The organism is Rhodopirellula sp. UBA1907, from assembly GCF_002337565.1.
In the GTDB taxonomy this organism is placed as follows: Bacteria; Planctomycetota; Planctomycetia; order Pirellulales; family Pirellulaceae; genus Rhodopirellula; species Rhodopirellula europaea.
Genome location: NZ_DDGH01000032.1, coordinates 34,124 through 52,980, shown reverse-complemented (window position 1 = coordinate 52,980; position 18,857 = coordinate 34,124). Strand labels below are relative to the sequence as shown.

Genomic DNA, 18,857 nt, shown 5'->3' with positions numbered 1-18,857 from the left:
CCAAGCGGTTTGGTAGATCGCTTGGGCTGGGATTCATTCTCCATCAAGTGGAACTTCGGGAGGAGCCGGGTTGGCATCCGCGTATTCTTGGATGGCATCCGTGGGAGTTGAGGTGGTTTCGGATGCACCGGAGCAGCCGATGGTGAAGCTCAGTGCCGACAAAACGAGAAGGAAATGGAGTGTTTTTTGCATTGGGTTAGCCATTATGGTTTCTAAGAAGAGGGGCTGGTGCATCTTGCGACGCGCCAGCCCCAAAAGAGTTTGAGCCGTGTTGTCTACTCGAGACTTGCTTCCGTTTCTTTTGCCGAGCGAGTACCGAGGGCACCCCAGACGCCGAACGGGCTTTTCGTTCCAGGGGCGAGAGAGCCACCTGCGGTCCCAACGTGGGCACTCATTTGATTTCCAGCTTCGATCGATTCGGTGACGAACTTCACGCTCCCGTCTGCCAACAACACGTGGCATCCACCCTGGTGACGACTGCTTGGTGGCATCGTCCCTGTGTCGAAGTTGTTGCCGTTCGCACAAAGAAGACTGTTGGGAGGACTAACGGTATGAACGCTTCCCCACAAGGTTCGCATCATGAACCACTTGTAGCCTCGACGCTGCTCCGCTTCGGTTCCGCCACCTTGGTGAAGTGCAAAGGTAGCCGTCGATGCCCAGAACTGTGGACGCTCTGGATCGATGTTAACGTTGCAGCTTTCGGTGCCGCCTTCGAATCCAGGGTTGATGGTTGCTCGAGCCGCTCGCGTTGTCACATCATTGTCGCCAAGATCGCTGTTCACTTCGCCTGCAGCAATCGTGTTGGAAAGCCCATCAAGGATGTCTCGAAATTTCACGGTGCGACGCGCGACAAATACACCACGGTTGGCAGCTTGGCTCTCGATCGCGGCACCTGCATTGGTGTTGCCTGAATCGTCAAGCGGTCCCGTTGGTCGGAAGACCGAGTCACCAACGCAGGCGACGTAGTTCCCACGAGCGGCCGCTGGCAGCCCGCTGCCCGGATCACTTGGGCAACGAAAACCGCTGACTTCAGTCGCCCATGGGCTGTAGTAAGCTGCGGCTTGTTGGCCAATCCATCGTCGGGGGCTTGGTCCCATCGGTGGAAAGATCGCTCCGGTGACGGGATCAGCGAGTGGATTGCTGATTTGTTCCCACAATCCCTGTTGCTCGATGTAAGGCAACAACCCAACCAACATGCTGAGTTCGAGACGATTGTTGGATCGTGGAACCTCTCCAGCGTTGTTCGCATCGGGAGCCGCTCCTGCTCTGTTTGGCGTGCCGGTCCCGTGGATGGGCAACTGGTTGAAGCCAGAGTGATAGTTGTGGATGGCGAGCCCAATTTGCTTGAAATTGTTGCTGCAACTCATTCTTCTGGCAGCTTCACGAGCAGCCTGAACAGCAGGAAGGAGCAAACCGACGAGAACACCAATGATGGCAATCACGACGAGCAGCTCAACAAGAGTGAAGCCGAGTTTTCTTCTGGAATTCATGGACAACATTTTGAGAAAGGCGTAAGAATCAAATGATTGATCGGGACGTTGCGAAACACCGACCCGTGCGTGGCAAAAACTACCGCAACCAGCAAAGTTTTCGGGCATGTTGAGATTTGCCATGGCCAAAGGCTCGAAAGCGATGTTAGGCCGGTTGCAAAATGTTCATGCTGGTGCGAATGCATCTTACTAAGGTGCTTGAATTGCACCATGTAAAATGCGCAATTATGACCTCGCTTTATTCCCGAGGCAGGGGGGCAGCAGGCCCGTTGAGAATTAACGAGCACCGATGAAGACACCCTTTTGCTCTGATCGCGAGCGATGCGGTGAGAGCTCGGTTCCGTACTCTCGCAGAGGATGTCGCCGGTCCCTCTTTCAGCGACGTTGCCCACGCAGACCAAGTGCCCGGCAATGAGGCACCCCATCACAAGGTTCATTCACGGTGCGAGATGGCCGCATGGTGCGAGACGGCCCGTCCGCGTTCAAAAGCTATTCGGAACCTGACCTATGCTCTTCAGGCAGCCGCTCGTTGGGACGCGCTGATTGGCAAGCGGATGATGAATGCGGTGCCACGACCGACCGAGCTTTCGACTCGCACGCGTCCTTTGTGTTCGTCGATGATGTCTTTGCAGGCGGCCAAGCCCAATCCAGTGCCGCCCTTGCCGGTTTCGTCGGGACCGGCTTTGGTTGAGAAGTACGGATCGAAGATCTTTGGCAAGACGTCTTCCGGGATGCCTTTGCCTGAATCGCGAACGGTCAGTTCAACGTAGCCCGGTCCGTCCGTTCCGGTTTCGCACGTTGTGACTCGAATCCACAACGTGCCACATTCCCCGATCGCTTGTCGCGAATTGGTCAGCAGGTTGAGCAGCAAGCGTTGGATTTGATTGCCGCTGGCGTGAACGGTGGCCGTTTCCGCCAAGTCGGTTTCGATGCTGATTCGGTACTTCTGCATTTCGCGTTGCATCAGCACCAACGTTTCGCGAACCAGGCCGCTTAGATCAACCGGTCCCATCGTGTCGCTGCGATTGCGAGCTTGGGCCAAAATCGTGTTGGTGATTTGTGCGGCTCGCTCGGAAGCTTCCAAGATCTTCGTCAGTGCTTTGTCGCGGCTGGCTTTGTCTTCGTTGCGAAGTCCCAACTTGGCGTAGTTGATGACCGTCATCAGCACGTTGTTGAATTCGTGCGTCGCGGTGCCGGTCAATTCGCCGAGTGTCGCCATCCCTTGCAGACGCTTCACTTGCTCCCGAAGCACCGTCAGCTCGTTGGCTTGCGATTCAGGAGCGTTGTGAGTCGAAGCGGCGGTGGAAGCTTGTTGCGACATAGCTGAATTGGAATCCAAGCAGGAAGGGAGTGGCTGTTTGATCTATCGGAACAACCCACACGGTTGATAAATCCCTGCTATCCGGCCCGCAAACCTTACCCTCCACGGCTCGTTTGCCCCGGTCACTTGTTCGCCCTGAATCACGCAAGCGAAAAGCCTGTCTCCAGCGAGTGCAGAGATCTCGAAATGAATCGGTTTGACGACGAGAACGTGCTGGAACGCTTGAAGCGGATGACCCGCATCGCACGCCAAAATGGTTTTGAAATTCGCGGCGAACCATTAGAGGGGGCTGGCTGCACTTGGTGCGAAATTCGCGGCAAACGCGTGCTCTTTCTAGATTTGACCCAAACGGCAGCCGAGCAGGCCCTCGCGATTGCGGAGATTCTTGAGATGACTCGGATGATTCGTCCCAACGCGCCGTCGGCAGCACCGGAGAGCGTGAAACAGGCCGCTTGAGCCCGGGGAAAGAGCCTCCATCGACCGCTTGTCCGTCTTCATCGGGGCGGATCCCTTCGTCTCGTTGTCGTTTTTGTGAAAAAAACTCGCGGCGGTTTTGGTGTTTCGATTGCGAATTACAATCGGACGGCCGTTTTCTTTTGATGTTGGTTTTTAGGTAGGTTTGGACGTGCTATGCGTGTGATTGTGACAGGTTCCAGTGGGCTAATCGGCTCGGCCGCGGTGCGGCATTGGGACGCCCTGGGTGACGAAGTCATCGGCATCGACAACGACATGCGCGCCACCTTTTTCGGCCCGGATGGCAGCACCAAGTGGAACCAATCGCGACTGGAGCAGGAAACGAACAACTTCCGAACCGTGTCGCTGGACATCCGCGATCGCGAAGGCGTGCTGGACCTGTTCAAGAACGAACCACCAGATTTGGTGATTCACTGTGCGGCACAACCTTCCCACGACAAAGCGGCCGCGATTCCGTTTCTGGATTTTGAAGTCAATGCCAACGGCACATTGAACCTGCTCGAGGGAACTCGTCAGCATGCACCCGAAGCCGTGTTCTGCCACATGAGCACGAACAAGGTTTACGGTGACGCACCCAACGAGTTGCCTCTGGACGAATTGGAAACCCGCTGGGAATACGCTCGCGAAGAAGACTACGACGGCATCAGCGAATCATGCCGCATCGACCAAACCATGCACTCACTGTTCGGTGCGTCGAAGACCGCGGCGGATGTCTTGGCGCAAGAGTACGGCAAGTACTTCGGTCTGAAAACGGGCATCTTTCGTGGCGGATGTTTGACTGGGGCCAGCCACAGCGGCGTCGAACTGCATGGTTTCTTAAGCTACCTCGTTCACGTCGCTGTGACGGGCAAGCCTTACACGATCTTTGGATACAAAGGCAAACAAGTTCGCGACCAAATCGAATGCAGCGACGTGGTCAAAGCGTTCGAAGCATTCTCAAAGAACCCCCGTCCGGGCGAGGTCTACAACATCGGCGGTGGACGCGACAACGCGGCCAGCGTGTTGGAATGCATTCAAAAGATCGAAGACATTTCGGGCCACAAAGTGAAGTGGACGTTGGGCGATGACAATCGCAAAGGCGATCACATTTGCTACATCAGCGACCTGGGCAAGTTGCGACGCGACTACCCGGACTGGGACATTCGCGTTTCGTTGGACGAGATCCTGCGTCAGATGATTGCGAGTGAAGAGTCGAAACTCGCCACGGCCTGATTTGCCAAGACGATTGAGTTAGAACCACAAAGAAAGCCGCTCACCGGATGATTCCAGCGAGCGGCTTTTTTGATTGGTTTTGCGGGTGTGCAAAGGGTGATCGAGGGATTCACAGGCTCGTTGCAATGGTACGCGATCCCTCGCTAACGCTTTTTGACGTTGCGCATTGGCATTGGGTTTTGTTGGCCAACGGCCATCCTCAACGAAGCCAGGGGCATCGCCCCTGGGATCGAGAACGAAGGGAAATTGGTTGGCCAACGGCCAACATCAACCCACACGTTTTGGATTGAACTTGGCCGTTGGCCAAGATGGGAGTGTGCTTTCCTGGTCCAGGGGCGTTGCCCGCTGGCTATGTTGAGAAAGGCCGTTGGCCATTCAACGAAAAAACGCAACTTCAAAACTAACGCTTTGGGGTAGGATTCAATCAACAGGCCGAGACGCGTCGGGGTTGCGTTTCGACGGGCTTGGAAGCCCATCGTACGGGGCGGTGAGCAACCGCGACTGGTTGTGCGTGTCGGCGTGATCCAACAACCGCGGGGCTGTGATATTCACCACTTTGACGGGCAAGAGTGCCCATCCTACATGCGTTGATACGTCGTTGACGATTCAAGCAACTGGCTGTTGCTGCTTAGCGGCTGCGGCCGGCGTCGAGAAGCTTTTGAAGTTCCTGTTGCATTTGCTTCGCTCGTTCGGGTTCGCTGTCACTCAGATCGTTCTGTTCGGCTGGATCTGATTCCAGGTTGTAGAGTGCGAATCGGGGCACCGGTTTTCGTGTCATCGACAGGTCGAAGTTGTAAGACTTCTTTTGGTCGTGACGAACGAGTTTCCAATCGCCGACGCGATAACCGTAGTTGCCGACTTTCCCGTTGTCTTGTTGGACCAAGTGTTTGCGACCGGAGGCACCGGACTGATTCATCAACGCCCCGAGCACGTTTTGGCTGTCCAGACAAGCGTCATTCGGAAGTTCTTGTCCGACCATGGCTGCGAGACTGGCGGCAAAGTCAATGGTGCAAACCATTTCGTCGCTGACACCGACTGGAATCGTGCCCGGCATCCGAGTGATGAATGGTGTTCGCGTTCCGCCTTCGTAAACCGTGTACTTGCCGCCTTGGTAGGGGCCATTGGGATCGTGGTCACCAAGTTTTTCGTTGGCATCGTCTTTGTAACCATCGTCCAAAACAGGACCGTTGTCGCTGCAGAAGACCAACATGGTTTTCTCGGTCAGTCCGTTCTCTTCAAGCGACTTCATCAATTCGCCAACGCACCAATCCAGTTCTGCGATCGCGTCGCCGCGTGGTCCCAGTTCGGTGCTGCCTTGGAATCGCTCATGGACGACTCGAGGAACGTGCAAGTCGTGCGAAGCAAAGAACAGAAAGAACGGCTCGTCTTTGTTCTCAGCAATCCATCGTTTGGATTCAGCAACCCAGCGATCAGATAGGTCTTCATCGCGGAACCGAGCCGCATGGCCTCCCGTGTAGAAACCAATGCGGCTGATGCCGTTGTGGATGGTGGAGTTGTGACCGTGTGACCAATCCATTTTCAATGTGTCGCGGTGGGTGATCCCGGTGGGATGATCTTCGGATGGCTTTTTGTTGCCGACCCAAAGTGGATCCGCAGGGTCCAAGTTTTCGACGTTGTGATCGTTGACGTAAACTTGCGGGACGCGATCGTTTGTCGTTGGCAGCAAGATGCAGTGATCGAAGCCAATTTCCAACGGTCCGGGTTTCAGGTCGCCGTTCCAGTCTGGACCTTCGTTCTTTTCACCCAAGCCAAGGTGCCATTTGCCGATGACTGCGGTCTTGTAGCCAGCGTCTTGGAGAATGCTGGCCGTTGTCGTGGTTCCGGCGGGAATCAACGCGGGGCTGTTCGGTGGAGCGATGCCGGTATTGGGAAAACGGAATGCGTATGTGCCAGTGAGGAACGAATACCGGGTCGGAGTGCAGGTCGATGCTGAGCAATAACCGCTGGTGAAACGGCAACCTTCGGAAGCCATGCGGTCAATGTTGGGAGTTTCCAGACCCTTGGCACCGTAGCAACCGATGTCGCCGTACCCGAGGTCATCGGCCATCACGACGACGACGTTAGGTCGATCGTTGTCCGCCGCTGACGTCACCGACGAAGTTGATGCAACGCACGTAAAGAGGAGCAAAAGTGGAAGCAGGAAAGTTGGTGCTCGACCATGGGAAATATTGGATCGTTTCGCTTGATTGAACGGCATGATGCTGTTGGTTGGGGGAGGGTGAGAGGTGGGGATCAGACGTTCGATTGTACTCGCGTCTGCGAATGTGGGCACCTGTTGTTCGATGGTTGCTGTGTCGTCGAAGTTGGATTCGACTCGAATATCGAACGATTGGGTCTATAGAAACGACTGGTCGGCGGGCTGACGCTGGACTGCTTTTTGGCGGGTCGCGGTTTGGTTGCATGCGCTACTCGGAATGATCGCCAGAACCCTGCAATCAACAATTTGCGGGAGATACTTGTGCGGCACAGACCCATCGAAATGCGACACGGGAATTGATGTTTGGTCGTTTTGCGGAAAGCGGCGTGGATCGTCAGGCGATCGAGATGAAGATGGATTAAATTCAAAGACGCTCGCGAGTTTCTCGCGTGTCAGTTGCCCATCACGCTTTTCGCGTGAACGATCGCGACGCCACCTTCCATCCACCCCACCTCGATACTCCCTTTGATCTATGAAGACTTGGCTTTCTCTGTTTTTGTTGTCCGTTGTTGCCATTCCGCTTTCCACCTTCGCCGCCGAGCCGGAAAACGCTCCGCTGGTTTACGAAGGCGGCGAGGGAATCGGTAAGGGCAAGCACATCGTGTTCGTCGCGAACGATCACGAGTACCGATCCGAACAAACATGTCCGCTGCTTGCGAAAATTTTGGCAAAGCACCATGGGTTTCGCTGCACCGTCTTGTTCGGAATCGATGAGGACGGCGAGATCAAAGCGGGCGATTCACCCGTGCCCGGAATGGAAGCTTTGAAGGACGCCGACTTGCTGTTCTTTTTCACTCGATTCATGAAACTACCCGACGAACAAGTCGACCTGTTGGTGGACTACTTTGAACGCGGTGGTCCAGTCGTCGGGGCTCGAACGTCCACTCACTGTTTCAACGGACAAAAAGGAAAGTGGGCGAAGCTCAACTTCAACTACGAAGGTGAAGACTACCTCGGTGGTTTGGGCGAACAGATATTCGGCAACACTTGGCACTCTGAGCGTGGACAAAGTCACTACGGCGGCAACCACAGTTCGAGCAGTCGAATCACCGCGGTGGAATCGGCCACCGACCATCCGATCATGACTGGTGTTGGAACGATGCACGGCTATAGCGGTGCGTATTCGTCTCGTCCGCCAACCGGATCAACTCCATTGGTTGAGGTTCAGGTTCTGAACACGTTTGAACCAAGTGACGATGTCAACACGGACAAGCCCAAGGTGTCTGCCGGTTGGACTCGAGATCACTACGTCGCGCCATCGGGCGAAAAGAAGGATGCTCGTGTGGCTTATTTCTCCTACGGTGCGTCGGAGGATTTGCTTGACGAAGACACCCGCCGCTGTCTTGCAAACGCATGTTTGTGGGCACTCGGCATGGAAGATCAGATCAATGCCAATTTAGACATGAGCATCGTTGGATCGTTCGTTCCGACACCGTTCACCACCGGTGCGTTGTATCGAGACAACGTCCGGCCTTCTGAGCTGGCCGGCTGGGATAGCGAGATCATGCCGACGGATCATGTGCTGGGCGGAATGGATAAACCGAAAATGGTTCGAAAGGTCCAATCAGCACTGAAGGCACGTCCGAAATTGCGTGAGCAAGTCGCCGAGGACTATCCCAAGCTGTACGGCGAAAACGCCAAATAGCGTTTCCAACCATCATCGCGACCGTGAAAATGCGTCAGGCCGCGGACTGTTCTTGATGACAGTCCGCGGCCTTTTTTTTGCGCGACGGCATCCTCGCAAACCGACTGGAGGTAATCAGAAACCTTACTGAATTGCAAGCGATATGCGCAGAATGAATACGCACGCGGATTGCTTGCGTTTCCGGCCACGATAGTGATTTTCGCGATTGCCTGATCGGGGGGGTGATCTCTATTTTGGGCGAGTGCTATCAATTTGATTGGTGGCTGCGCGTCCAGCGGGTTGGTCGCAACGTGGGGAACGCATTGGGGCAAACAAGCATCGGATGGTCCATCGATGCAATCTCGAGCGTTTTTACCAGTCTCAAGAGAGCCCTTCAAAACTCTCGCTCTGATCTCAGTCAACATTCCAGTCAGCACGATCAGCGAGCTGCACAGCAATTCACTCGGCATGGCTCACTCGTTCAATCCCTCGATCGCGATTGTTGACACAAACGAACGCTATGTGTCGGTCAACGCCGTCTACGCGGAGCAATTCCATCGCTCGCGAGCGGAAATGCATGGCAGCACGATTCGCGAAATGGTGGGCGAAGACAGCTACCGCTTGATGAAGCCGCACTTGGATCGAGCGTTTAGCGGCGAGCAGTCGACTCAATCGGTTTCTGAGCCAATGGCCGATGGTGCGACGACTTACCGACAAGTTAGCTATGACCCACAGCTTTCCGTGGACGGACAGGTCACTGGCGTGATGATCGTGGCGGTGGATATCACCGACAGCAAACGTCGTGAATCAGATCTGCGGGAATCAAACGAATTCACTCGAGCGATCTTGGAGAGTAGTCCCGACTGCGTGAAGGTGCTGAGCGAAGCAGGCGACCTGATGTCGATGAACGGCAAGGGAATGTGCTTGATGGAGATCGATGATCTGGAGCCGTTTCGAAACCAGGCGTGGTGGAGCTATTGGCCGGAGCAGGTGCAATCAACGGTTCGCAACTCGTTGGAAGAGGCTCGTGAAAAAGGTGAAGGACGTTTCGAAGCGGAATGCCCAACAGCGAAGGGGACTCCGAAGTGGTGGGATGTGATCGTGACTCCCATCCGGCACAAATCGGGTGAGGTCAAACAGTTCGTTGCAGTTTCGCGAGATGTCACCGCGCGGCGTTTGCACAAACGAGAGCTGGAGGAGCGTGAGAAGCGGCTTCATCGAGTGATCGACAACATGAACAGCTTTGTTGGCATCGTTGATCTTGATGGAACTCTGCAGGAGGTCAATCAAACTGCCATCGATGCGGCATCCGTGGCTCGTGAAGACGTGATCGGGCGGCTGTTTTGGGAAGCCTATTGGTGGTCACATGATGATCAAGTCGTCGAACAAGTGAAGTTGTCAGTCCGAGCGGCGATTCGTGGCGAAACGTCTCGGTTTGACATCGCTTATCGAACCGCGGACGACTCGTCACGAATGGTGGATGTTTCGTTCGTCCCGGTGCGAGATGAATCAGGCGAAACGTTGTACGTCGTTGCTTCGGGTTTTGATGTGACGGATCGGTATGAGTTTGAACGCTCGTTGAAAGAAGCGACGGATGCTGCGGAGCAAGCCAACCGGGCGAAGAGCCAATTCCTTGCGAATATGTCGCATGAAATTCGGACGCCGATGACTTCGATCTTGGGTTATGCCGACCTGATCTCGCAAAAACAGATTGATGACGACACGCGTTCGCACGTTGCAACCATTCGTCGCAACGGTGCGTTTCTGCTGGGGCTGATCAACGACATTCTTGATCTGTCAAAGATCGAAGCGGACCGCATGGAAGTCTTTGATGAGTCGGTGAATCTGATTCAGTTGATTGAAGACGTGCTCAGTATCATGCAGGTTCGTGCGGAGGAAAAGAATCTTGAGATTCGCGTCGACTACTGCGGGGAGATACCCCGCGAAATCCAAGCGGACTCAAAACGTCTGCGGCAAATTTTGGTCAACCTTGTCGGCAACGCGGTGAAGTTCACGGAGGCGGGGCATGTGCGTGTCACTGTTCGGTCGGAACAAATCAATAGCAGGACTCGAGTCCATTTCGATGTGGCTGATACCGGCATTGGGATCTCCGACGAACGGATGAAGAAACTGTTTCAACCGTTTTCGCAAGGTGACCCATCGATCATGAGGACGTACGGCGGGACCGGTCTGGGGTTGGTCATCAGCCAGCGTTTGGTTGCCATGCTGGGTGGCGAAATCACTGCTCGAAGCCGAGTCAACGAAGGCAGTTGTTTTTCGTTCTGCATCAATGCTGGCTCGGTCGAGTGCACATCACCGACGACGTTGGACCAGGAATCAATTCGATCAGTTGTTTCGAAAGCTTCCCGCTCTGAGTCATCCTCGTCTGATTCAGATGAACGCCAACTTCCGCCATCGCTCGATTGTCAGGTGCTCGTGGCAGATGACCGGCGAGACATCCGCTATCTGTTGAAAAGAATTTTGACCGGTGCCGGTGCGGCGGTGCATGAGGTCGAGGATGGCCAGCAGGCGGTCGACCACATTTCCAAAACATTGTCGTCTGATTCTTGTCCGCAAGTGGTGATCTTGGACATGCAGATGCCCAACTTGGACGGCTTCGAAGCGACGCAAGAGTTGCGAGCGTTGGGCTTCACCGGTTCGATCATCGCGTTGACGGCGGACGCGATGGATGGCGATCGCCAGCGTTGCCTTGATTGCGGGTGTGACGACTACATGAGCAAGCCAATTGACTCCGCCAAGTTGATTGGCAAGATCGCTGGTTTGTTAAAACCCACCGGCGTCGAGTAGCCGATTCGCGAAGCCGAACTTCTTGCGAATCGAACCACCCGAGACCTGCTTTCGAACTCGAAGCTTTGGTTCGAACCGAAGTCCTGTTTGAAAGCTGTTGTCTTGCCGATTTGCAAACCAGACACCATCTTAGAAGCCGAAGATTGGGGCCTTGGGTTGTTCCTTCAGTGGCATGCCACAATCAGGAGTTGGGCACAGTGCGTTCGATGTCGTGACACCGCAATCGATCAGTCCACCTTCGGACGTTCCGACTAAACCGAGCAAGTATTCAGGCTCGATTGGGCCCGGATCGATCCAGAGTCCATCGGGCGTCAGTTCCATCGTGCCGAGGTCGAGATCCAGTCCGCGGCGAACGACTTCGAAGTTGACGAAGATGTTCAAGAGCGAGTTCTGTGAGTCCAGCAAGTCACCCAGTGCCGAAATCGTATCGCGAGCCGCGGTGGGACCGCTGTTCAAACCGCGAGCGTCTCGGAACGATCGAATGTCTTCGTTGAGTTCCAACTGGTTCGCGGCGATGCGAACCGATTGGCGTCCCAGTTCGAAGTTGATTCGGTTGGCTTGAAGCTGGCGGATGCTTGAGCGAAGGCCCTGCCACACGCTGTCTTCAAAGTTGTAGTACGACCGTTTGGCTTGTTCGTATTCGATCAAGGCTTGGCGATACGTGTTGCGTTCTTGAAGTCGAGTGATCGGGGCATCCCAGCGAAGTCCAATGCGAAGGCTAGTGTTGTCGTTGTTGGGAAGGTCCGTTACCGCCGCACGACTGACTCCGCCGGAAACCACCAAGTCCAAATCGCTCTCGAGATCGTCTGCGAAGAATTCGATCCGTCGATAAGTGTCCACCAATGCGGCTCGAGCATTCGCCCAGTCGCGACGGTTCACGCGAGCAATTTGAAGTGCTTCGGCGGGATTGATTTCCACCTCGGGTAACAACAAGGATTCCACCCGAGCACGTGCTTGGATCAATTGCAATGCGAGAACGTCTTCACCCAAATTGGCCAGCAAGTCTTGGCTAGCGAGAATCACTTCGCTACGAACTTGAGCGGCAATCTTAACTCGGTTTTCAGATTGTGGACCGGTTGCGAGGAAGACATCGATGCGATCGTTGAGTTGCTTCACAGCAACCTTGTAAGCATCCAGTCGGCTCGAGATTTCGCGGAACTGGGCATCCAATTCCTCACCGAGTTCCATCACTGGGTCCAAGTCGAAGATGGATTCATCAACCGTTTCGATTCCCAACAGCGAACACACGGTCGCCTGTTCTTCGCGGTAAAGTTCCAGCAATGAATCGGTCTGGTCCTTTCGTTCGGGAATGAGTTCGGCCAATTGCTTCAGGTCGTCTTCGACTCGAGGCAAGTCTTCGTTGATCAGCTCTTCCGTGAACTGGGAAAGAGGTTCGACCGAGGCTCGAAGTTGTTCGATCAAGCGAATGGTCTCGTCGTTCCATGCGAGCTTGGTTTCGGGCAGACCCGTTTCCTGATTCAGAGTGCTTTCGCTTGATTCGAGGAGTCCGATGTTAATTTGACCGACAGCCAATCGGACTTCGATCAACTGTTCCCGACGATTGCGAAGGGTACGGTCGATCAACTCGAATCGTTCCAGCATCGGGTCGTTGATTTCGACACAGATGTAGGGCGGCAAACCGAGATCTCGCAGGAACGAGTCGACTGAGTTTTGATAGCCAACGCGTCGCGAAACCAACGAGCTTTGTGAGTTCAGCAAAGCGGATCTTGCTTGTGCAATTTGCAATCGTTGACGAATGATCGCTTCGGGGTCATCGGGAATCGTCGTCAACAATTCAATCAACGTGTTGTCGAGAATGACCAAGTTCTCACCCAGCCGTGCAATGTTCTCTTCCAAGTTGCGGATTTGCAGTTGGTCTTGCAGCAGACCGATGAAGCCGCCGGCTTGAGGCACACCACCACCTCCGCCACCACCCAGGTTGGCGAATCCCGAATCAAATCCGGTGAAGGCACCGGTGTTGGCCGAGAATGTACCACCCGATCGACTGACGCTGCTGTCGTTGTTTCTGCCAGTGACGATGTCGAGGTAGAAGCCGCGACGGAACCGTTCGAAGTTTCGGACGTTGGCGAGCAGTCGACGCTCGGACAAAGTCAGCAATTCCATGATGCGATCACGACCGGCACCTCTGAGCAGTGGTTGCAGCAAAGTGAAGTCCAGCACCGTCGATGTTGTTCGCGTGTCCGGTCCGCTTAAGTTCCAGACAACCTCGTTGGCGAAATTGACCAGCAAGTTGGCTCCGGTCGCGAATTGACGGCGAAGTGCCACATCGCCTCCGACGCTGGTGGTCGAGTCAGAATCGCGGAATGCTCCAAAGCGTTGGTCGTTTTGAGTGAACGATGCTCCGGCACCTGCGAAGTATTGGGTGTCGAACTGGAACCGTTGGCTGGAGACGTCCAAAGCCGACAAGTACAGCTGTTCCATCTGACGTTGATAGTCAGGCGAATGCAGCAACGCGATTTTGACCGCGTTCTCGGAGTTGAGTTCCAGGATGCCGTCTTCATTGAGCGGCAGGAATTGCCACCAATCGGGACTTTCGGCAGTGTTCGTTAGTCCATTGGCTTCCCACATGGGATAGCCGCGTCGGCCATCGACGCACTGCATGTACCGACTCGACGCGGGATCATCCAACGGCATCGGTTGGAAATCGAGGTCAAATGGGTTGAACATTCGGCTGCGTCGGTCCAGTTCGATCCGAAGCGGTGCGTTGACCGGACGCGAGACGTGCGAGGCTTTCTCGTCCATCAAGGCGTAGGCCTCGTTGTCAGCCTGTTTGCGATAATGTGTGCGGTTGCACCCCATCGTGGCGGGCAGAAGCACGGATGCGGTGAGTAGCCAAATGGATAGTTTTTTTCGCATGGTCACGATCGATCGCCTTCGGAGACCTGGATGTTCGGTACACGCCTCTGGGTCGGTACCGACGTGTTCACAGGATCATTTCGGACGATGCGGGCGATCGGCTTGACCGGCAAGTCGGTGCATACCGCGCGAACCGCTTCAATCGGCGCCCCGTCGTGAGGGATGTTCCGGTTATGCCGATCGGTCGGTCAAAGAGATCGTTGTGGACGACCGGAACGGAAAACTTGATGAAAATTCTCCAAGCCGGCGTTGGACTGGATTAAGCTAACCCGTCAAGGATCCCTGTCTGGTAGTTCTGCCGCTTCTCTATCTATCGCTCTGATGCAGTACGTACTTCTTCTCGTTCTGATTGTCGTCGTGATCGCCCAGGCCATTTTGGTCTGGAAAGCGGCACCTCACTGGCGGTGGTATCAGATCACTCCGGTCGTCATCACAACGATTTTGGCCGTGATTTTCGTGTTTCCCGTTGCCGGAGCCCTTAAAAGTCGCTCTGAATGGCACAAGGTCAAAGAGGATCTGGAGACTCGGCTCGCGTCCGTGGAGGCGGAGCAATTGGAGCTTCGTTACGGCAATCCAAATGATCCATTGTCCGGTGAAGGCGTCCTGCCGATGGCCCAAAAGTTGGCCAAATTGGGGACGGAAGCTGGTCGGCGTTGGCGTGGCCTGCGTCTGACAAACGCAAATTTCAACAATGGTGGGCAACTCGTTCTGACGAACCCCCAGCCAGAGGAGCCAGTCGACGGTTTGCCTCAGGATCCGGACGCAGAAGCCGAAGCTGATGCGGATCCGTTGCCGCTGATTCCAGATGGTTTGGTCGTTTATGGCTTCGCCGAAGGGCAGCAGCCGAACTTGGACGTTCTTGTCCCCGTTTTCTACCTCGGTGAATACCGCGTGACTGCGACATCACCCAATCAAGTCACATTGCAACCGACCGCTCCCTTGTTGCCGCAGCAGCGTCAAGCGATCGAGAGTCGCCAAGCGGTCAGTTGGTCGGTTTACGAATTGCTTCCGCTGGATGGTCACGAGCCATTCATTGCCGAAGGAAGTGTGGAAGACGACAACAACGTGTTCGGCCGAATCGACGATGAGCTGGTCAATCGTTTGCTGAGCAATCCGATGTCAGCACAATCGCGGGCCGAATACCTTCGCGATGGAACTCGATCGCTTCCCGATGACGAACCGCTGAGCAAATGGGTCAAAATCGAATTCACGAAGAACCACGAGATCGTGGTCGACAGCCCCGATCAACGCGGTGCTCTCGACGGAGGTTTCTTTGACGGTAGCGGACGTGCGGTAGACAGTCGTCTGCAGCACGGGGACAGCGGCAAAGTCAAGTTTTCCAAGGACGACATCCTGATCGTTCAAGAAGAAGCGGCCGATGCCTTGATTGACGCGGATGTGGCTCGTTTGATCGACACCTATTACATCCGCCCGCTCAACGATTATCGCTTTGTTCTGCGACGCATTCGATTGCGTTTGGCAGAGCTTCAGACGCGAACCAAGGAATTGACGTACGAAAACGAAGTGCTTCAGCGGGCAATCGATGCGACGGTGAACATGAAAGCAGCGGCTCAAGGCGAGAAGCTGAAATTGGAGCAAGACTTCGAGCAGACCGAAATCGAACGCAAAGCGTTGGAGGTTTACAACGCGAAGCTGGAAGGCGTCGTGAAAGAGACACGCCAAGAGCTGGTCAAGCTGTATCGAAGCAATCAGCAACTCGAGAAAGAGTTGCAGATGTTTCACGAGGCAATTGCCAAACCCGGCGAATCGCTCACTTCCGTTCGCTGATTGACTTGGATTGGTGATCAGCCTTGAACCAGATCTTGGGTTTGGATTGCCCAGTTCTTAACTTTTGTCCAAGTCAACGCGTTGACTTAGACGGCAACCAGCGGCCGCAGTCTACTTGCCCGCAGCTTGCATCTTGGCGGCCATCAGTGTGTTGTGCAGCAACATTGCGATGGTCAGCGGGCCGACTCCACCGGGTACGGGTGTGATCGCCGAAGCAACCGCTTCCGCTTCGGCAAACGCGACGTCCCCTACCAATTTGTCTTCGACTCGATTGATACCGACGTCGATGACAACGGCTCCGGGCTGGATCATGTCCGCGGTGATCATTTCAGGACGTCCAACCGCTGCGATCAGGATGTCAGCCTGCCGGCAAATTTCGGTCAGGTTGGACGTGCGGCTGTGAGCAATCGTCACGGTCGCGTTGGCGACGGTGGGGCCACAGGTGCTGTCCTTTTGTGCCAGCATCATTGCCATCGGCTTGCCAACGATGTCGCTTCGACCAACCACGACGACGTGTTTCCCGCTGGTTTCGATGCCCGTGCGATGCAGCAACTGGACGATGCCGTGTGGTGTGCAGGGCAAAAATCGCGGACGGCCCTGCATGAGCAGCCCGACGTTGACTGGCGAAAACGCATCGACATCTTTAATTGGATCAATCGCATCCAGGACCGCTCGTTCGTCAATTCCTGTGCCGCCGTTGGCTTTGGAAGGCAAAGGCAGCTGGACCAGAATGCCGCTGACAGCTGGATCGGCGTTCAGTTCCGCCACTTTGGCCAGCAATTCGGCTTGAGTGGTCGCCGCAGGCATCCGGTCCAATCGGCTGGCGATTCCGGCTTTCGCACAAGCTCGTTCTTTGTTTCGTACGTAAACCTGGCTGGCAGGGTCTTCTCCGACCAGAACCGCCGCCAATTGGGGAGGGGGATTCCCGCCTGAAACAAACGTTTCAACGTCAGCAGCGACTTCGCTGCGAATTTCCGCGGCAATCTTCTTGCCATCCAGTCGCGTTGCGGGCATCCCGGGGCCTTGATTTGGCGTAAGTCGACGAAAGGTCGACGTGGTGAAAAATTGGAATTGTCGGTATAAAGAGCCGAACACGAACCTTCGGTCCTTTGACCGACGCAAATCACACAGGATTTTTGACTCGATGTCTACCGACGCTTCCGAAACGAATGCCGCACCGACCGACGCGCCCGCGAAGCCGATCAAGCTCAGCCCGGTCGAAAAGATCAAGCAAGAAAGCGGTTTCCTAAAGGGTTCGATCGATGTCGAGCTGGCAGATCCAGTTGATCATTTCGACAATGCCAACATTCAGCTGCTGAAATTCCACGGCACGTACCAACAGGACGACCGTGACAAGCGAGCCGAACTGAAGAAGTCCGGCGGCGGCAAAGCTTACTCGATGATGATCCGTTGCCGGATCCCCGGTGGACGCTTGAGCTCGGATCAATTGGTCGCTCATTTGGACATGTGCGATGAATTGGGCGATTCGACGCTGAAAATCACCACACGTCAAACCTTGCAATTGCACGGCATTTTGAAAGGTGATCTTCGCGAGACGATTCGCAGGATCAACGAGGTCGAACTGTCGACGCTGGCTGCCTGCGGTGACGTGAACCGAAACATCATGTGCTGCCCCGCGAAACGAGTCGGCGGCATTCATGCTCAGCTCAATGAATTCACGGACGAGTTGACCGAAGCTCTCGCGCCACAGACACCGGCTTACCACGAGCTTTGGCTGACCGATCCCGACACCGGTGAAAAGACGTTGGCCGGCGGTGGTGAACCAGAAGCATCTAGTGCTCCGGTCATCGATGAGCCCTTGTACGGACCGACCTATTTGCCGCGGAAGTTCAAGGTCGGCATCGCGCTGCCGGATGACAACTGCATCGACATCTACACCCAGGACCTCGGGTTCTTGGCCGTGATTCGTGATGGAGAGATCATTGGTTACAACGTTTCGGTCGGCGGTGGCATGGGCCGCACTCCAAGTGCGAAGAAAACCTTCCCCGCTCTCGCGAAACGGATGGCATTCGTGACGCCGGAGCAGGCGATCGATGTCGCCAAGGCGGTCATCATCGTCCAGCGTGACAACGGCAACCGGAGCGACCGCAAAGTGGCTCGCCTGAAGTACTTGATCGCGGATTGGGGCATCGAGAAATTCCGAGCCGAAGTGGAGAAGGTATTCGGCGGACCCCTCGCCGATTGCACGGAAGACGACGTGCACGAGTTCGATGACCACATGGGTTGGCAGGAACAGGGCGACGGCAAGTTGTCCTACGGCCTGAACATCGAAAACGGCCGCTTGTACGACAATGAGAAGGTTCAAGTGAAAGCAGCGATTCGAGCCGTTTGTGCTCGTTTCAATCGCGAAATCCGTTTGACCAGCCATCAGAGCATGATCTTCTGCGACATCGATCCTTCTGAGAAAGAAGAGTTGATCGAGATCCTGAAGTCACACGGTCTTCGCACCACGGAAGAAACCAGCACGGTTCGTCGTTGGTCGATCGCGTGTGTCGCTTTGCCAACTTGTGGTTTGGCCATCACCGAATCCGAGCGTCGTTTGCCAAGCATCATTGATTCGATCGAAGAGCCTTTGGCCAAGTTGGGCCTCAGCAACGAACGATTCACCATTCGAATGACTGGCTGCCCCAATGGCTGTGCTCGTCCCTACAACGCGGACTTGGCTCTGGTCGGTCGCGCGGTCGGAAAGTACACACTGTTCGCCGGTGGCGGGTGGTTGGGCAACCGATTGGCCTACATCTACAAAGATCAGGTCAAAGACGAAGACGTGACCGCGGAACTGACGGGAATCTTCGCCGCGTTCAAAGCCAACCGCGAAGAAGGCGAATCGCTTGGTACGTTCTGCGATCGCGTGGGAGCGGAGAAATTGGCTGAATTGGCCGAAGCTGCTCCACGTCCCGCCTGATCCGATGACGGGCGGGCTTTGAAAGAGCACGCTCGACCAAACGAATCTTGAAACGACAAACGGCTTGGTGAATTCACCAAGCCGTTTACTTTTTGATTGATGGTGATGATTGCGATCAT

The 18,857-nt window shown here is 55.1% G+C and carries 12 protein-coding genes; 6 read left to right on the top strand and 6 right to left on the bottom strand.

Annotated elements, in window-relative coordinates; genetic code table 11:
• Window positions 1-33: 33 nt before the first annotated feature.
• The 3 genes from B2R17_RS07170 to B2R17_RS07160 form a co-directional block, all read right to left on the bottom strand.
• Window positions 34-192, bottom strand: a complete 159-nt coding sequence (locus tag B2R17_RS07170; RefSeq protein WP_286763420.1) for a hypothetical protein — start codon at window positions 190-192, stop codon at window positions 34-36.
• Window positions 193-275: 83 nt separating this feature from the next.
• A complete protein-coding gene (locus B2R17_RS07165) occupies window positions 276-1,490 on the bottom strand; it encodes a DUF1559 domain-containing protein (RefSeq protein ID WP_286763424.1) in 1,215 nt (404 codons plus the stop codon).
• A 514-nt stretch (window positions 1,491-2,004) separates the two neighbouring features.
• Complete coding sequence (locus B2R17_RS07160) at window positions 2,005-2,811, bottom strand: sensor histidine kinase (RefSeq protein WP_286763419.1); 807 nt, start codon at window positions 2,809-2,811, stop codon at window positions 2,005-2,007.
• Window positions 2,812-2,997: 186 nt separating this feature from the next.
• On the opposite strand from B2R17_RS07160, the gene B2R17_RS07155 reads away from it, so the two are divergent.
• Together B2R17_RS07155 and B2R17_RS07150 are read left to right on the top strand one after the other, a co-directional pair.
• Complete coding sequence (locus B2R17_RS07155) at window positions 2,998-3,267, top strand: hypothetical protein (RefSeq protein WP_286763418.1); 270 nt, start codon at window positions 2,998-3,000, stop codon at window positions 3,265-3,267.
• Window positions 3,268-3,441: 174 nt separating this feature from the next.
• Window positions 3,442-4,497, top strand: coding sequence for an NAD-dependent epimerase/dehydratase family protein (locus B2R17_RS07150; protein WP_286763417.1), 1,056 nt, complete (start codon window positions 3,442-3,444; stop codon window positions 4,495-4,497).
• A 628-nt stretch (window positions 4,498-5,125) separates the two neighbouring features.
• Here B2R17_RS07150 and B2R17_RS07145 read toward each other — a convergent pair.
• A complete protein-coding gene (locus B2R17_RS07145) occupies window positions 5,126-6,715 on the bottom strand; it encodes an arylsulfatase (protein ID WP_339887144.1) in 1,590 nt (529 codons plus the stop codon).
• A 472-nt stretch (window positions 6,716-7,187) separates the two neighbouring features.
• Between B2R17_RS07145 and B2R17_RS07140 the strand changes: the two genes are divergently transcribed.
• On the top strand, window positions 7,188-8,360 hold the full coding sequence (locus B2R17_RS07140; protein WP_286763415.1) for a hypothetical protein: 1,173 nt from the start codon (window positions 7,188-7,190) through the stop codon (window positions 8,358-8,360).
• A gap of 333 nt (window positions 8,361-8,693) precedes the next feature.
• Window positions 8,694-11,147 (top strand): hybrid sensor histidine kinase/response regulator, encoded by a 2,454-nt coding sequence (locus tag B2R17_RS07135; protein WP_286763414.1) that lies wholly within the window; start codon window positions 8,694-8,696, stop codon window positions 11,145-11,147.
• 129 nt (window positions 11,148-11,276) lie between these two features.
• Here the strand turns inward: B2R17_RS07135 and B2R17_RS07130 are convergent, their stop codons facing one another.
• Window positions 11,277-14,024, bottom strand: coding sequence for a hypothetical protein (locus B2R17_RS07130; RefSeq protein WP_286763413.1), 2,748 nt, complete (start codon window positions 14,022-14,024; stop codon window positions 11,277-11,279).
• 321 nt (window positions 14,025-14,345) lie between these two features.
• Here B2R17_RS07130 and B2R17_RS07125 point away from each other — a divergent pair, with 321 nt between their 5' ends.
• On the top strand, window positions 14,346-15,812 hold the full coding sequence (locus tag B2R17_RS07125) for a hypothetical protein (protein WP_008663956.1): 1,467 nt from the start codon (window positions 14,346-14,348) through the stop codon (window positions 15,810-15,812).
• Between the two features lie 111 nt (window positions 15,813-15,923).
• On the opposite strand, the gene folD is transcribed toward B2R17_RS07125, so the two are convergent.
• Complete coding sequence (folD, locus tag B2R17_RS07120; protein WP_286763412.1) at window positions 15,924-16,826, bottom strand: bifunctional methylenetetrahydrofolate dehydrogenase/methenyltetrahydrofolate cyclohydrolase FolD; 903 nt, start codon at window positions 16,824-16,826, stop codon at window positions 15,924-15,926.
• A gap of 130 nt (window positions 16,827-16,956) precedes the next feature.
• Between folD and B2R17_RS07115 the strand changes: the two genes are divergently transcribed.
• The gene (locus B2R17_RS07115; protein ID WP_008663958.1) at window positions 16,957-18,738 is read left to right on the top strand and encodes an NADPH-dependent assimilatory sulfite reductase hemoprotein subunit; all 1,782 of its coding nucleotides are present in this window, start codon (window positions 16,957-16,959) and stop codon (window positions 18,736-18,738) included.
• Window positions 18,739-18,857: the final 119 nt, after the last annotated feature.

Excerpts from the sequence above, each read along its gene's own strand:
- B2R17_RS07150 (WP_286763417.1), top strand. The coding sequence starts at position 3,442 with ATGCGTGTGATTGTGACAGGTTCCAGTGGGCTAATCGGCTCGGCCGCG.
- B2R17_RS07170 (WP_286763420.1), bottom strand. The coding sequence starts at position 192 with ATGCAAAAAACACTCCATTTCCTTCTCGTTTTGTCGGCACTGAGCTTC.
- B2R17_RS07155 (WP_286763418.1), top strand. The coding sequence starts at position 2,998 with ATGAATCGGTTTGACGACGAGAACGTGCTGGAACGCTTGAAGCGGATG.
- B2R17_RS07130 (WP_286763413.1), bottom strand. The coding sequence starts at position 14,024 with ATGCGAAAAAAACTATCCATTTGGCTACTCACCGCATCCGTGCTTCTG.
- B2R17_RS07125 (WP_008663956.1), top strand. The coding sequence starts at position 14,346 with ATGCAGTACGTACTTCTTCTCGTTCTGATTGTCGTCGTGATCGCCCAG.
- B2R17_RS07135 (WP_286763414.1), top strand. The coding sequence starts at position 8,694 with ATGCAATCTCGAGCGTTTTTACCAGTCTCAAGAGAGCCCTTCAAAACT.
- B2R17_RS07140 (WP_286763415.1), top strand. The coding sequence starts at position 7,188 with ATGAAGACTTGGCTTTCTCTGTTTTTGTTGTCCGTTGTTGCCATTCCG.
- B2R17_RS07145 (WP_339887144.1), bottom strand. The coding sequence starts at position 6,715 with ATGCCGTTCAATCAAGCGAAACGATCCAATATTTCCCATGGTCGAGCA.
- folD (WP_286763412.1), bottom strand. The coding sequence starts at position 16,826 with ATGCCCGCAACGCGACTGGATGGCAAGAAGATTGCCGCGGAAATTCGC.
- B2R17_RS07160 (WP_286763419.1), bottom strand. The coding sequence starts at position 2,811 with ATGTCGCAACAAGCTTCCACCGCCGCTTCGACTCACAACGCTCCTGAA.
- B2R17_RS07165 (WP_286763424.1), bottom strand. The coding sequence starts at position 1,490 with ATGAATTCCAGAAGAAAACTCGGCTTCACTCTTGTTGAGCTGCTCGTC.
- B2R17_RS07115 (WP_008663958.1), top strand. The coding sequence starts at position 16,957 with ATGTCTACCGACGCTTCCGAAACGAATGCCGCACCGACCGACGCGCCC.